At 39.9% G+C, this 14,383-nt stretch carries 11 protein-coding genes; 2 read left to right on the top strand and 9 right to left on the bottom strand.

Features of this window, described 5'->3' with window-relative positions:
* The first annotated feature begins 72 nt into the window (after positions 1-72).
* Entirely contained in the window at positions 73-648 is a 576-nt protein-coding gene (locus AC2TFD_RS15285) for an HAD-IA family hydrolase (RefSeq protein ID WP_484673451.1), read from the top strand.
* Positions 649-991: 343 nt separating this feature from the next.
* On the opposite strand, the gene AC2TFD_RS15280 is transcribed toward AC2TFD_RS15285, so the two are convergent.
* The 3 genes from AC2TFD_RS15280 to AC2TFD_RS15270 form a co-directional block, all read right to left on the bottom strand.
* Positions 992-1,432: a universal stress protein gene (locus tag AC2TFD_RS15280; protein ID WP_484673450.1), complete on the bottom strand. Its 441-nt coding sequence runs from the start codon at positions 1,430-1,432 to the stop codon at positions 992-994.
* Between the two features lie 206 nt (positions 1,433-1,638).
* Positions 1,639-3,291, bottom strand: coding sequence for a flavin-containing monooxygenase (locus AC2TFD_RS15275; RefSeq protein ID WP_484673449.1), 1,653 nt, complete (start codon positions 3,289-3,291; stop codon positions 1,639-1,641).
* Between the two features lie 47 nt (positions 3,292-3,338).
* Complete coding sequence (locus AC2TFD_RS15270) at positions 3,339-4,283, bottom strand: alpha/beta hydrolase (protein WP_484673448.1); 945 nt, start codon at positions 4,281-4,283, stop codon at positions 3,339-3,341.
* A 126-nt stretch (positions 4,284-4,409) separates the two neighbouring features.
* Here AC2TFD_RS15270 and AC2TFD_RS15265 point away from each other — a divergent pair, with 126 nt between their 5' ends.
* Positions 4,410-5,105, top strand: a complete 696-nt coding sequence (locus AC2TFD_RS15265; protein ID WP_484673447.1) for a response regulator transcription factor — start codon at positions 4,410-4,412, stop codon at positions 5,103-5,105.
* A gap of 75 nt (positions 5,106-5,180) precedes the next feature.
* On the opposite strand, the gene sstT is transcribed toward AC2TFD_RS15265, so the two are convergent.
* From sstT to AC2TFD_RS15235, 6 genes are all read right to left on the bottom strand, one after another.
* Positions 5,181-6,419, bottom strand: a complete 1,239-nt coding sequence (gene sstT / locus AC2TFD_RS15260; RefSeq protein ID WP_484673446.1) for a serine/threonine transporter SstT — start codon at positions 6,417-6,419, stop codon at positions 5,181-5,183.
* A gap of 460 nt (positions 6,420-6,879) precedes the next feature.
* Positions 6,880-7,803 carry a patatin-like phospholipase family protein gene (locus AC2TFD_RS15255; RefSeq protein ID WP_484673445.1) on the bottom strand — a complete coding sequence of 308 codons (924 nt, stop codon included), beginning with the start codon at positions 7,801-7,803 and terminating at the stop codon, positions 6,880-6,882.
* Positions 7,804-7,895: 92 nt separating this feature from the next.
* Complete coding sequence (locus AC2TFD_RS15250) at positions 7,896-8,330, bottom strand: hypothetical protein (protein WP_484673444.1); 435 nt, start codon at positions 8,328-8,330, stop codon at positions 7,896-7,898.
* Between the two features lie 432 nt (positions 8,331-8,762).
* Complete coding sequence (locus AC2TFD_RS15245) at positions 8,763-10,340, bottom strand: SagB family peptide dehydrogenase (protein ID WP_484673443.1); 1,578 nt, start codon at positions 10,338-10,340, stop codon at positions 8,763-8,765.
* Positions 10,341-10,363: 23 nt separating this feature from the next.
* The gene (locus AC2TFD_RS15240) at positions 10,364-12,310 is read right to left on the bottom strand and encodes a TOMM precursor leader peptide-binding protein (protein WP_484673442.1); all 1,947 of its coding nucleotides are present in this window, start codon (positions 12,308-12,310) and stop codon (positions 10,364-10,366) included.
* The gene (locus tag AC2TFD_RS15235; protein ID WP_484673441.1) at positions 12,307-14,226 is read right to left on the bottom strand and encodes a putative thiazole-containing bacteriocin maturation protein; all 1,920 of its coding nucleotides are present in this window, start codon (positions 14,224-14,226) and stop codon (positions 12,307-12,309) included. The genes AC2TFD_RS15240 and AC2TFD_RS15235 overlap by 4 nt, the downstream gene beginning before the upstream one ends.
* Positions 14,227-14,383 lie beyond the last annotated feature (157 nt).

Here is a 14,383-nt window from a genome sequence, read left to right as displayed (position 1 = left end):
TATATGGAATTATCATGTTGTTCGTGATACAGTATTATTTTTAGAGAATATACACAGATTTGAGGGGTTATTATGAACATCTTATGGGATTTTGACGGAACACTTTTCGATACATATCCAGCATTGGTCGAGGGTTTTGTGAAGTTAAGTCAGCGGGAACTTGATCGTCAGGAAGTATTACGATGGATGAAGATTGATTCGAAGACAGCATTTAAGCATTTTGGGATTGATGAATCCTATAGAGCTGAGTATAAACGATTAGATAAACATTACTCCACCATGTACAGTAAGCCATTTGAGCATTTAGAAGAGGTGTTAGGTGCTGTTGAAAACAATATAATCGTTACCCATCGTGATATGGAATCTTCCATCTATCTGCTGGAGAAATATGGATTAAGAAAATACTTTAAAGAAATTGTATCGGTAGAGGAACAAGGTTTCAACAGAAAGCCTCACCCTGCTTCCTATGAATTTGTTTTAAAAACATACCATATTGATTTGGTAGTAGGTGATCGGGAGTTAGATTTAAAACCAGCTAGAAAATTAAAAATCAAAACCGTCGCCTTTCAAAATCGAGACATAGAAGCTGATTTTCACATTGACAGCTATGAGGAATTTATTCCATGCGTTTTAAAAAATAGGCTGTGATAAAGGTTATTGTTGATTTTATTAATTTTAAAAATCTAAATAGACGGAAAAATCTCGCTTAATTAGAAATTTCTATTAAAAATAGCATAAATAGACGGAGAGAATCCGCCTATTTATCCGAAAAACGTGAAAATGGAGAATTTTGCTTCGCATAACCGGAAAACCTCCTCTTATTTATTCTCAAACAGACTCCATTCTGCATTTAACCGGAAAGTCTCCGTTTATTTTACTTTCGCTAGCAACTGGAGCGCAAATCAACAGCCTTATTTAACACAGCAAAAAAATAAAAGCTTGTAGATTTGTCCAAACGGACTCTTCTACAAGCTTTTTACATTTCCTGGATTTATTTTACAATGAAAACTGGACATGGTGCCTTTTGAACGACATAATGACTGACACTGCCTAAGAATAATTCCTTCAGTCCACTCAATCCTCTACTTCCCATTACGACAAGGTCGGCGTCATATTCCTTTACAAATTCAACAATCATGTGCCCTGGCAGTCCTTCTACTAGCATAATCGTTGATTTATTTGGGAGCTGCTTTAATTCTTCTTCAAGTTCACTTCGAATAGCTTGGAATTCCTTTTCTTGAGACTCGCGGTTTAATGCGAGTGCATACCCATATGACGAGTATGGGATCGGCCGAACTGGCTGCATGACAGTAACAACATACAATTGAATAATTTTATCTTGTTTCGCCAAATTAATGGCCATTTTTAATGCTTTTTTACTTAATTCTGAATGATCATATGCGACAACGATTCTTGAATAATCCGTTAACATTATTATCATCCTCTCCATGTAAAAAACCTATCTTCACTATTATTATACGTCTGGAAATTTAAGAGTGGCGTGAAGATAGTGACAACTTTGTGATATCTAGATAATTTTTACAATGAAATTTCCACTACTAAGAACGTCTATTTAAAAAGAAAAATCCCTGGAAAAATGTCCAGAGATTTACGCTTTTAGTTCAACTGATTACTAGGTTATTTACTACTCCCCTGTATGGGTGCTGTAACCTTTTCAAAATTGAATCCTTCGTACCCATTTGCTGCGATTTCGGTACATCTCTGACGATATGCTCCTACACCCCCTAAGTAGATTAAGAATCTACGTGTCTTACCCGGGATGTTGGCACCCGTGTACCAAGAATCTGCCTTCGCAAAGAGCGTTGCATTGGCAACCTCTCCACAATGCTTGCTCCATGCTTCTTCAGCCTCGACGTTAGCTTCAATGATTTCAAAATTATTTTCTCTCATATATTCAATACAATCGGAGACCCATTCCACATGCTGCTCAATGGATGCCGGCATGTTACTTAAAACGGAAGGGCTTTCAGGACCGGTGATCATGAAGAAATTAGGGAATCCAGCATTTGCTACTCCAAGATAGGTTCGCGTATTTTCTCCCCCATTCCATTTTTCTTTCAAGGAAATACCTTCCTTTCCACGGATATCAATTTTTAACAGCGGACCTGTCATCCCATCAAACCCTGTGGCAAACACTAGTGCATCTAGTTCATAATCTCCTTTTGTCGTACGAAGTCCCGTTTCGGTTATTTCATGTATCGGATTCCTCTTCACATCTACTAAAGTAACATTACTTCGATTAAAGGTTTCGTAGTAATCGGTGTCGATAATTGGGCGCTTCGTTCCGTAGTGATACGAAGGGCTAAGCATTTTTGCAACTTCAGGATTTTTAACAATGTCCCGAATTTTGGAACGAATGAATTCGGCAGCAGTTTCGTTTGCCTCTTCATTAACGGTAATATCATAGTAAGAAGTAAAAATTCCTTGGCCCCCTAAGCGCCAAGCCTCTTCGTATTTCTGAATCCGCTCTTCTCGTGAAACCTCAAGTGCGGATTTAGTTGGTACTTCAGCAGGGGCCCCACCAGAAGATTCACGCATTTGCTTCTTAATTTCTCTAAAATTTTCTTTTGCTTGCCGTACATACTCAGGATCATAAGGATGATTTCTTGCTGGAGCACTATACTGTGGGGTACGTTGGAAAACAGTAAGATGTGCCGCTTCATTAGCTATGACTGGGATAGCCTGAACACCACTCGATCCCGTCCCAATTATACCTACACGCTTCCCAGTAAAATCAACCTTTGTATGCGGCCAATGTCCTGTGTGGTACCAATCACCCTTGAAGTTTTCTAAGCCATTAAATGTAGGAAGATTAGACGCTGAAAGACAACCTACTCCAGTAATGAAGTACTTAGCTGAAACAACACTGCCATCATTTAGTGATATCTGCCATCTCTTATTTTCTTCATCATAATGAGCTGAATTAACTCGAGTTTCAAACCGAATATCTGGTCTCAACTCAAACTTGTCAGCAACAAAGTTGAGATATTTTAATATCTCAGGCTGTTCTGGATACCTAGAGCTCCAGGTCCACTCACGATACAGCTCTTCAGAAAAGGTATAATTATAGTAGATACTTTCAGAGTCACAGCGTGCCCCTGGATAGCGGTTCCAATACCAGGTACCTCCTACACCATCTGCTGCCTCATAAACACGAGTAGAAAAACCTGCCTCACGTAAACGATAAAGCATATACAGTCCTGAAAAGCCTGCACCAATGACAACAGCATCAAAACTCTGTATCTGATTATTCTCCTGTGTACATGACATAAGATTCCTCCTCCTAATTTAAGGTTTACACGCTTTTCTTATGAAAATTACACTCTGCTAACCTCTTGGTCCACTTTACTTAAAAACGCAGCAAACTTATCTATCGCGGCTTTTATATCATCTGGAAAGACAGCCATATTCGTGAAGAATCCATGGACTAATCCTTCTTCTCGTGAAGATTCTACGCGAACTCCCGCTTCCTTTAGACGTTCTGCATAGGCTTCCCCTTCATCACGCAATACATCACACTCTGCTGTAAGTACATAAGCAGGCGGCAAATTGCTTAAGTCCTCGGCCAAAATTGGAGCAACTAAACTATTTTTTGCGTCCTCTTCATTGCGTATATAATAATTGCCAAACCAAATCATCAAGTCTCTGTCTAAACCAAATCCTTCTTTAAAGTCTTGATAAGATTGGGAATCATAGCTTAATGCCGTTACCGGATAAATTAATACCTGACCAGCGATTGCAGGTCCTTTTTCCTCTCTTGATTTTAATGTCATGACAGCAGCGAGATTTCCGCCAGCACTATCTCCACCAACGACAATATTGGAAGCGTTTCCATTTAGTGACACGGCATTTTCACTTACCCACTGTAAAGCTGCATAGGAATCTTCTACCGGAACAGGAAACTTATGTTCAGGTGCTAGTCGATAATCTACTGAAACGACAATTCTCTCCGTTTTATTTGCTAACATTCTGCAGCTGGCATCTGATGTTGGAATATCACCTAATACCCATCCGCCTCCATGATAATAAACAAATAGTGGAAATGGACCTTGACCTTCTGGTGTATAGATTCTCACATTAATTTCTGCATCTTTAACAGGTATAAGACGATCTTCAACCTTTGCAAGCGATGCTAGTTCAACCTCTCCTAGGGGAGCCATAGCAAACATATCTCTTACTGTTTGTGGTTCTAATGAAGCGATTGCTGGCATTTGCTTAAACGCTTCTAAATACATCTGTGACTGCGGTTTTAAATTTGCCATTTTTAATCTTCCTTTCTTAATAAAAAGATTCTTACCTAATAGCACTATCTAAATGTTACATTTTTTTGTATAATTTGAATATTCCTATTTTTAAATGTGTCCAATCCCCCAAAAGGAGATGATAATTTGGCAGCTGATTATACCTTGATGGAAAAGATTGCACAACTAGAGGAAACAGATAGTCATGAGGAAAAACTTTATAAAATTCTTGAAGGTTATATGTCTCTCTACCCTGTTCGAAATTCGTATCTATTTCGCTTTTCCCCATTAGGCTATCTTGGAGAAGGAATAATAATGTTGAATTCAACCGGCATTGTCTACATAAACGAGATCAGAGACAATATTCGAACCCTGCCTATCATCTACTCTGCTATTCTAGAAAGAAGAGCAAAGTATTGCTCTGGAATTGAATTTTTCAAACAAACAAACAGTAAATATATTCTGACGTCGAATGTAAAGTCAGTGGCTGTTATTCCAATTTGTTCTAGTTCAGCCGTAATCGGCTATATATGTACGACGGAATTTACCGACAATGCTGTAATAGACGAAAGTATCCTCTCCTCTTTCTCCAACTATGGAAGAATGGTTGGAAAGTATATGGAGAAGTCCAATAGTATAATAGAAACACCTGAGTTAAGCAAAAGAGAATTAGAAGTAATGAGAAAAATATCTTGGGGCGAGAGCATCAAAGAAATGGCAGCCGAAATGGAAATAAGTGAAGTAACTGTCAAGCAATATGTGAAATCAGCCATCAAAAAGCTTGGCGCGCACAACCGTTCCCATGCCGTATGTGAACTTTTAAGAAGAGGTATTATTTCCTAGCGAAAATGAAAACGCCTACAATACAAAACAAAAAACTCTCGATTCCGCAAAAGGAATCGAGAGTTTTTTGTTTTGTTATGCAACTTTATTGATTTCGACTTTTTTTCCTTCCTTCAATCTCTTCTTATAATCAGCCGTTGCAGTGAAAAGAACGTCTGTCGAAGAGTTAAGGGCGGTTTCAAATGAATCTTGTAAAACACCAATGATGAAGCCAACTCCTACTACCTGCATAGCTACATCATTTGGAATCCCAAAAAGGCTGCATGCCAGTGGAATCAATAAGAGTGAACCACCGGCAACCCCTGAAGCACCGCAGGCACAGATGGCTGCTACAACACTAAGGATAATGGCTGTGGGTATATCCACTTCAATTCCAAGCGTATGAACCGCAGCGAGTGTCAAGACAGAGATCGTAACAGCTGCACCAGCCATATTAATGGTTGCCCCTAATGGAATAGAAACAGAATAGGAATCTTTATCTAAACCTAGTTTTTCACATAATTTCATATTGACTGGGATGTTTGCAGCCGAACTTCGGGTAAAGAACGCTGTAATCGCACTTTCATTAATGCACCTGAATATTAATGGGTATGGGTTTTGACGAACATTTACGTATACCATGATTGGATTGACAACAAAAGCTACAAAGAGCATACATCCAATCAAAATAGCAAGTAATTTTCCATAGCTTAGCAGAGACTCGAGTCCATTTGTTGTAATGGAATCAATAACTAGACCCATGATTCCGAATGGAGCAAACTTAATGACCCAAGTAACGATTTTAGAAACAGCATCGGATAAATTAGTAATCATCGTTTTAGTCGTATCTGGAGCATTTCGGAGAGCCAAACCAAGGACAATTGCCCAAGCTAGTATCCCGATATAATTAGCATTAATAATGGCATTTACTGGGTTATCGACTACGTTAAGAAATAAAGATTTGATAACCTCTACCACACCCCCAGGAGCTGCCAAATCCTCAGCACCTTTCGTGAGTGAAATGGTAACTGGAAAAATAAAGCTAACAATTACGGCGATCAAACCAGCTAAAAACGTACCTAAAAGGTATAGCGAAAGGATTGATTTCATATTTGTTTGTTTACCTTGCTTGTGTTGGGCGATAGCAGACATAACCAAGAAAAGTACCAATACAGGTGCTATCGCTTTTAACGCACCTACGAACAATGAGCCTAAAATGACCACTGGCTTTGCCACTTGCGGAACACTTACAGCCAGGATGATACCAATAATTAAACCAATCACAATTTGTTTTACGAGGCTGACTTGATTCCACTTTTTAAGTAGATTTTTCATAAATTCTTCCCCCACTTGTATAAAATATTTTGCACCCTTACATAGGAAATTTATGGTTCGAATCATAATCCCCCAATTTGCACACTAGACAATAAATTCTAATAAATAGAATTATAGAGAATATTAAGATATATTACAATAGAATAATTGCTAGCTTAGCAGAATAATAATAAATAGTTAACTGGCGGAAGTTTTGTTATTAGTTACTAAAGTGAGTATAACAAATAAATCGGAGTAATTCAACAAAGCATGAATAATGTTTCAAATAAACACTTTAATATTCGTGTATTGGTGGTATTTTGGTGTTTGTAGATTTGTAATGTTCGTATTTTTAATAACCAGCCTACTGGGCTGTTACAAGCTAATTTGATTTAAGATACTATATAGCGAAAACCATAAAGCCATTTTACAAGAAAGAGTCCCCGATCCACTATGGTCCGGGGACTTTTGGCTTACACCTCTATGTTTTCTTCTTTACACTTTGCCTTCTTTTAGCCTTATGTTGTTCAAAATCCCACTTCGATAAAAATTCTTTTGCAGAGGTATATCCTGAATGATAAAGAAATTCAATTTCATCCTCATTCAATTGAAAATCAGTTGCGTTGATGTCATCTGTTGGAATTTTAATAGTGCGTTCAAGAGTTTCATCGTTCATATGACGTAAATCATGTGCCTGAATCATTGTTTTAAAAATATTTTTAAACAGGTGTAAAGGAGTTGGTATAACAGGGTCTATGTTTACTTCATCTTTCACAAAACGGAATCCAAACGTTGGAAACTGAGGGTTGTCAGTATCAAATATCCATATGGGGAAATTACTAAGTAGTCCACCGTCTAAAATATATGATTTGTTACGATCTTTTGATCTCCAAATAACGGGACGGTAGAAAAATGGTATCGATGAACTCATCATCACAGCGGTTGAAACGTTTAAATCAGCTGGAGTCATCCCATAGCGAATTAAGTCATCTGGCAAAATAAGCATTTGCCCATTCGAAACATCCGATGCAATAATCTTCAACTTTCCATCTGGAAGATCTGCAAATGTCTTAATACCTTTTTCTGAAAGAAGTGACTCCACCCATGTTTCTAAATAATCATTTTTATAAATTCCAAGATGAATCAGTAGTTCTAGTAAACTCCCGAAAATTGGAACTCGGTTCAAGAAAGTCCTTCCCCGAAGCTTAGAAAAATTGAGTTCACTTAGATGTTTTCTAATTTCATGGCTTTTATAGCCGCCTGCCAAAAGAGCAGCGATTACGGCCCCTGCTGAGGTTCCAGCTATTCTTTGCCATTCTACCTTTTCCTCTTCCATTGCTTGTATGGCTCCGACAAAAGCAATACCCCGAGCTCCCCCGCCTTCAAAAACAGCATCTGCCTTCAAGTATTTACACCTCACGTTAAGTGAAATAAATTTTAAAATGTAGATTCTTTGATCACTTGCGATAAAGTTTTAAACAGTGAGTAAAATGGTCATTATAAATTAGTTAGTTGACCATGTACCAGTCCTTTATCTAATTCACGTACTTGATCATATGAGTGTAACAATTGTTCAGACACTAATGTTCTTCCATACACCCAAGCATTCGTTTCAATTTCCATTTTCAACTTTGCTATCTCGTGGTCTTCACCATACTTTAGGGTCCTCAAATCATGTTTGTTTTTCTTAAAATCTAGGTAATATCCAATCACATGATAAAGTATAATTTTAACAATGTTTTCCTCTGTCTCTTTCATTCTAATTTTATTTATATAACCGTTAACCTGAAGATAATTAAATTTTATCGTATTTGTCGAAACGTTATAACTCATAGGTACAGTGAGTTTATTGTTAATTTCATAGTTTATATCTAAATTAAGCTTTTCTAGTGTTTCTTCAATGATCTTTTCAATATTCCAAATTTTAAGCATACGCTCACTTCCCTATATAAACTTAATCTTAATGTAGATTTTCCACTACTACACATAATACAAATTATAGTTAAAACTTTAAAGCAATAAAAGCATATATTTAAAACAAATCCCATTACCCATTCGATTAAAAAATTGGATGGGTAATAATTCATAGAATAGTAGAGATCTAGTATGGAGGATTTTGCAAGATCGATATGGTCTTCATGAATGCTTCATGAGGCACGAATATATGAAATCTAACTGTCTTGAACTTCATGAACGCTTCATGAGGTCCGAATATATGAAATCAAACGGTTTTTAGGATTCATGAACGCCTCATGAGACACGCTTTTAGGAAATCAAACAGAATTGGGGCTTCATGAAACAACTCATGAGGCCCAGTTTTTAAAACAGTGTTGTTTCTTACACATTTTGATTTCGTTAACTCTATTAACTATACAATCCACCTATTAACCAAGGTCGATCACGATAGCGACCAATCGGAATTTGAATTAAGCTGGTTTTTCCATGCGGCTCTAGCTTGTAAATCTCATCACTTAGGTTGGAATCATATCCGAGGAGCGGGTGGCCTCCCATTCCAATTGCAGCTGCAGACAAGAGCAATCGTTGCACGAGCATTCCTGCCTCCATTTGTTGGATGCGATATCCCCTGTATCCGAGTGTAGTTTTATAGTAATCCTTGTCTCCTGTGACATGTATGCAGAGTGGCACTTGGAGCAAATTTACATTATATAACGACAAACCAGATTGCAGCAGGAGTCGATGATCCCCGGGATGGATCAGACATAATGCATGAGCAGTGCTGTCATATTGATACGCACCATTAGCTATGCCTTCAACATTATACAAACAGACATTTAGTGATACACGGTGTTCGTGCTTCTTGTGCACAACTTCCAAATCATTACGATACAAAAAGGAATCCGTCGCCTCGTGAAGCAGATTTGCCAAGTCGAGGTGACTTACCTTCCCCATTATGAAATCCATATCTGGAGAAAATCGCTTTCGGCAAGCAGCCCCCAGATCATATGACAGCTTCTCAGTATGAGGCAGGGCTACCTCTTGCCCACCACGACTCCCATTCACCTTCTCCTCGATTAAACAAAACGAGATTGTATCCTCTAGCATGGACACTTCATTTAACTTATTTAGCATAGGATACTCTTTAACCCGTTGTGACCGGACGTAGTGATCCGTGTCAATCGATGGCAATTCTTGGCACAACTGTGCTGCAGATACCATTCTGTCCTTTTCACTCCCGTTCGCTGACCAAATGGTTGGTTCCACCGATAGCGGGATGACGGCATATACACTTTCCTCTTGTTCAGATAAACCAAGTAAATGATTCATGGCTCGATCAAGAAATTGAAAGTATACCCCTGATTCGAATCCAAACCGTTTCGATACTTCCAATAATTGTCCAATCAAGACACCGGCATCCAATCCCTGCAGACGGTAGGCAAAGTTATTGTATTTGAAAAAATTTTTCCAAAACATGGTCGATACAAAAACCGTTCCAAAACATGTTGAAACATCACAACGATTACCAAGAGCCCTGGCAATATAGGAATCGAAATTTCCTTCTCGCAGTAATACTAAGCGATGGTGCGCCACATCATAGTTGTACACTCCAACTGGTAATTCCTCGATTTTTAAATATACGTATAATTCGTTTGGATACAGCGCTCCGCCCGAGGGAGCAAACCTCCTGTTTGATTGCATTACTTCTGCTGCTTTCTCTGTTGAATCCAAGCTAAAGAGAGTTTGGCTAAATTGAGTAAGGCCGTAAACATACCAAAGAAAATGCCCGATTTTATATAGGTCGGGTGTGGCGGGTTGTTCATGTTTTTCTAGTGTCAGTGGTACTTCTAGAGATAAAGGAAACACAGGCAAATCGCGGTAAAGTTTATAGGGAAGTGGTTTATCTTCCCAATCCACTTCCCAATTAGGTATACTTGCCTTCTCAATATCAAAATGTAAATGGTGCAGAAACTCATCTAGGCTCATATTCCCTCCTCCTAGTGAAGTGCTTATGGAAACGGATGCGGATGTGGATTGAGTTGTTCGAATGACAGCGGTTCATTTGAATATCCAAGTTCCATAGGTACCCTGAGCACTCTATTTAGCCCTGTCAAGCGTGTAAGATGATGTCCGAATGTCATCGGCAGCATACCCGGAATCAGCACTTTTACACAATACAGTCCGTTTCGGGCCGTTTCCGGTGTCGTCTGGTCAACCACAATCACATCGAGGTTTAATCGGCGAAATACTTGAAGAATATCCTGAAGATCATCGGTAAGATCTAAATGTGTTGACTTCCACTTGAATTCTTCATTAAACGAACGCAATGGACGACGTTCGTCCAGCAAAAACTTCAGGCGGTCTTCCGCTTGCGGTAACCCGTACAGCATGCCATGATCATCCATTTGTAGCACCAAAGAAGAATCATGCAACATTCGCACATACTCCTCCTGGTTCGCCTCTAAATTCTCATCCAATGACAGCATCATAGCAGCTAATTCGTGAACCGCCGTTTTTACTGCCCGCACAGGGTCCAAATGAGATCCGGCCGCACAGATAAGATTCATTCCTTTTTCCTTTCTGTTTTTCGCTATGGCCATAATACTTGGAATTCCGTGCTCCATCGTTGAGTTATACAAATATAGATCATATCCCGCAACCGTACGCATCCTTTCAATCATTAACAGAAGCTCTTGGTCTTCAGTGGAAGCTGGGTCAAGACGCGGGAGAGGCATCTGCGCGTACCAAGTCATTAAGAACGAATCGCGCTCCACCACCTCCAATATACCGTAGAAAATGGCCTCTTCAAGACTTCCCCCCAATGCGCATCCGTTAGAAGTTTCATAAACAAATCCTCGTGAACCGCAGCCCAAACTGTAATAGGCAAGCAGCTCTGGAACTAGAATCGGGCGCTCTTCTAAAAACGAATATCCCCATACCCAATCAATCGCGCGATCTGGATCAAATTCTGTAAATGGAAAACCAGGTCTCTCATATTGTTCTTTTGCATGTACGCCCACCTCTATTGGATTAAGTGCTTGATTTTTCAAGTTGTTATACGTGTCATGAACCACTGTCCGTTTTCCACGAGGCTCCAATCCACAGTACCGCTCCAACCCTTCCAAAATGGCCGTTAACTCACTTACCGCGAATGAGTTAGTCCGTCCTGCTGTTCCCTCATCCCCCTCGAATAAAGGCAAATTGACACTTACATCAGCAAATGTATGCACGAGGTTAACCATTTTATTATTCAAAAGGCCGGTTTTATTATCGAGATAGTCTTTAACGAGGACATTATTCAGGTCATCTAATGAACGGCTGCGGTAACTGTCGCTGGTAACTTTCGGACTTTTCTGAAGTGAAATTCGAGCCATGTCTGGCGAATCGTCAGGTAATTGACTACATTCCTGACACAAGGCGACGGGCAGAAACCTATGCCAGGTACTATCCAATGTTTTTAGATTGATGAAACATAACTTTTCTTCTGAGTAAGCCTGATCCCCCTTCATAATTCTTTGGACCTCCGTCCCAATCAAGTGGGCCATCTGTAATATTCCCGAATGCGACACCCAAGCTTCCTGTTGCATTTCTCCGGATAACTCCAACCTCTTTTGCATCTCCCACATCTCAATTCGGTCGCGTCCTGTTATTAGACGACGCATTTCAGCGCATTTAGAGCATCCTGCCGTACCTGGTTGAACAAAAGGACCTATAACCCCCTCTCCAAACGTAAAAAAGCCACGAAGCCAAGGAGTGTTGGTTTGACGAAAAACTTCTTCTGCTTTTTGATGAACAGAGGGATTCCAGGCATCTTGTAAAACCAATGCCAAATTTATCTTTCCCGGTACTATTGCTCCGAAATCGGTTTGGCGAACTACCAGGTATTGAGATGACAGTTCTTCACACATGTGGTCTGCCAGCAGCCCTTCTCCTACAACCAAAACGAAAGCACTCACCTTAATCCCTCCTCTTGAACCAATACCCCAAATACCCCTGTCAATCCCTCTTTCAAAAAGGGTTCTAGTTCTAATTCATATACAAACAACTGCTTTCCGTTCCGTTCCAAGATTTCCAACGCAGTCAACAAGTTCTCAGACTGTATCCTCTCTCCACTCGCAGGAATTTCGAGGCTTTGCAACACTTTTTCATCTAGAAGGATCGACGAAATCTCCAAGGATCGTGCTGGTACGAATTCTGCTTCATTTTGCACTTTGATAATTGCCTGTTGCAGCGCATTTCGTAATGCCATAGTTATATTCAAATCGACACTGCCATACCATCCATCTTTTGTACCAATCCACACAGCCGGAAATCCATACACATCCTTACCTACACCTAAAGTCGGTGCTCCCTGCAACGTAGTCAGTGCCTGCAAATAATAACGACAGCGTTCATCTTCTACTTTACTCACCTGCACCGGGGCGACTGAATACATTTGCTCAAGACTTTGTCTAATCAACTCCTCGTCCAAACACTTTTGCAATCCCCGGCAAATACCTTCCGCGAACGTTTCACCAACTCCAATCTCCAACTCTGCAGGTAGATCGAGCGAACCGACTATTGGTGATACATACGCTTCAATTCCTGACAAACCCGCTTCCCTTCTTGCCTCCTCATGTGTCAGACCTGTACAGACAATATCACCCAACAGTTCAGATGGCCCCTCTGCCATTGGGTTGACTGCTTTAACTCGGCACTGAGCTAACGGTAGCTGTCTTAAATCCCCCTCCTCCCATATATGGAAAATTCCAGATACCTTTGAGGTCAACTGGTTGAAGGCAAGAAGTAATGTACCCGGATCACTTCTTTCCAATCCTTGTGCTAGTCGAATATCTAAATCTTCAACCAATCTAGCTGATGTTTGTCCTGTCACCAGTGGATGAGGCATGAACGAATGCCAGTTTCCTTCTAACGTTTCCAAATCTAGAAGGAAGAATTGATTCTTCTGTTCCCTTTCGGATACACCCGTAACGTTTTTAAACAACTCAAATACGACTAAATTTGCTAACATTGCTCCGGCTGTGGGAGAAAAGGCTGAAAATGGCTGATCTTTGAAAAGAGCCGATTTGTGAATACGGCGCCATGCAGACTCCCAGCACGCCTCTGAGTCAGGATGTACTATCGGACCCGCTAAACCCGCCTGCTCTAAACAGATAGCTGGGAGAAACACTTTCTTCTCTTCCCTAGTAACCCTATGTAGAAGTTGGAGTTCCTCTACATCACCCTTTTCAGACACATATAAAATATAATCAAACGGTTTCAATATTTCCTGCCAGGAACTTTCTCCCTGCTTGTTATGTGTAACCTCCTCTATCTCCACTTCTGAGTCTGTTTTACGGGCATGTGCCACCAGTTCCATCAAACGCTGTCTATTGGTCTGAACCGTGTCAGTAATCAACATTTGGAACTTGGGCAATCCGGAATAAAGTAACGACGCCACCAACGAAACAAAAAAAGGACCAGAGCCTACTGTCAACACTTTCGCTTGACGAAAGGTCTGAAAACGGAACGCACCCGAATCAACCAAATTATCTACAAATTCAATTTGAGAAGTATACTTTTTTAGAACCTGTTCCTTCAATTGATGCGGTTGGTCTTGGCTCACATCTCGAACAAATCCATTTCGATATAGTGCTTCTGCTATTTCAAACACTCTATCTCGGTATGCCCCCGACAATCCTTTTGTCAAATACTCCAAGGTGTACTCACCATTAAACATTGGTATTAGCTTTTCAATCCATTGATCAATCATACTGCCTTCCATACGGAACGAACTTTCATTGTTCCGAAAATACACACCGCTGTTTGGATCAGGGAGAAAAAACGTGTCCCTTTTCACTTTTAGACGCATAGAAGGGTTCATATTCGTCATTTCGCTCCTCCTTAGCCGTAGCTTTCTTCATATTTATTTATCATCACTATCATCCTATGTATTGCAATTTGTCCCTTATGTTAATTCTGTAAAGAAAAGCCCCAACAACAATTGTCGGGACTTTTCTCCTCTACATTTCTAATTTGAGTTTTCCTTA

The sequence above is a fragment of the Neobacillus sp. plas4 genome, from assembly GCF_057221695.1.
Note: the sequence above shows the minus strand (reverse complement) of the source record. Positions and strands in the feature narration are given on the sequence as shown.

Excerpts from the sequence above, each read along its gene's own strand:
- AC2TFD_RS15285 (WP_484673451.1), top strand. The coding sequence starts at position 73 with ATGAACATCTTATGGGATTTTGACGGAACACTTTTCGATACATATCCA.
- AC2TFD_RS15280 (WP_484673450.1), bottom strand. The coding sequence starts at position 1,432 with ATGTTAACGGATTATTCAAGAATCGTTGTCGCATATGATCATTCAGAA.
- AC2TFD_RS15275 (WP_484673449.1), bottom strand. The coding sequence starts at position 3,291 with ATGTCATGTACACAGGAGAATAATCAGATACAGAGTTTTGATGCTGTT.
- AC2TFD_RS15270 (WP_484673448.1), bottom strand. The coding sequence starts at position 4,283 with ATGGCAAATTTAAAACCGCAGTCACAGATGTATTTAGAAGCGTTTAAG.
- sstT (WP_484673446.1), bottom strand. The coding sequence starts at position 6,419 with ATGAAAAATCTACTTAAAAAGTGGAATCAAGTCAGCCTCGTAAAACAA.
- AC2TFD_RS15250 (WP_484673444.1), bottom strand. The coding sequence starts at position 8,330 with ATGCTTAAAATTTGGAATATTGAAAAGATCATTGAAGAAACACTAGAA.
- AC2TFD_RS15245 (WP_484673443.1), bottom strand. The coding sequence starts at position 10,340 with ATGAGCCTAGATGAGTTTCTGCACCATTTACATTTTGATATTGAGAAG.
- AC2TFD_RS15235 (WP_484673441.1), bottom strand. The coding sequence starts at position 14,226 with ATGACGAATATGAACCCTTCTATGCGTCTAAAAGTGAAAAGGGACACG.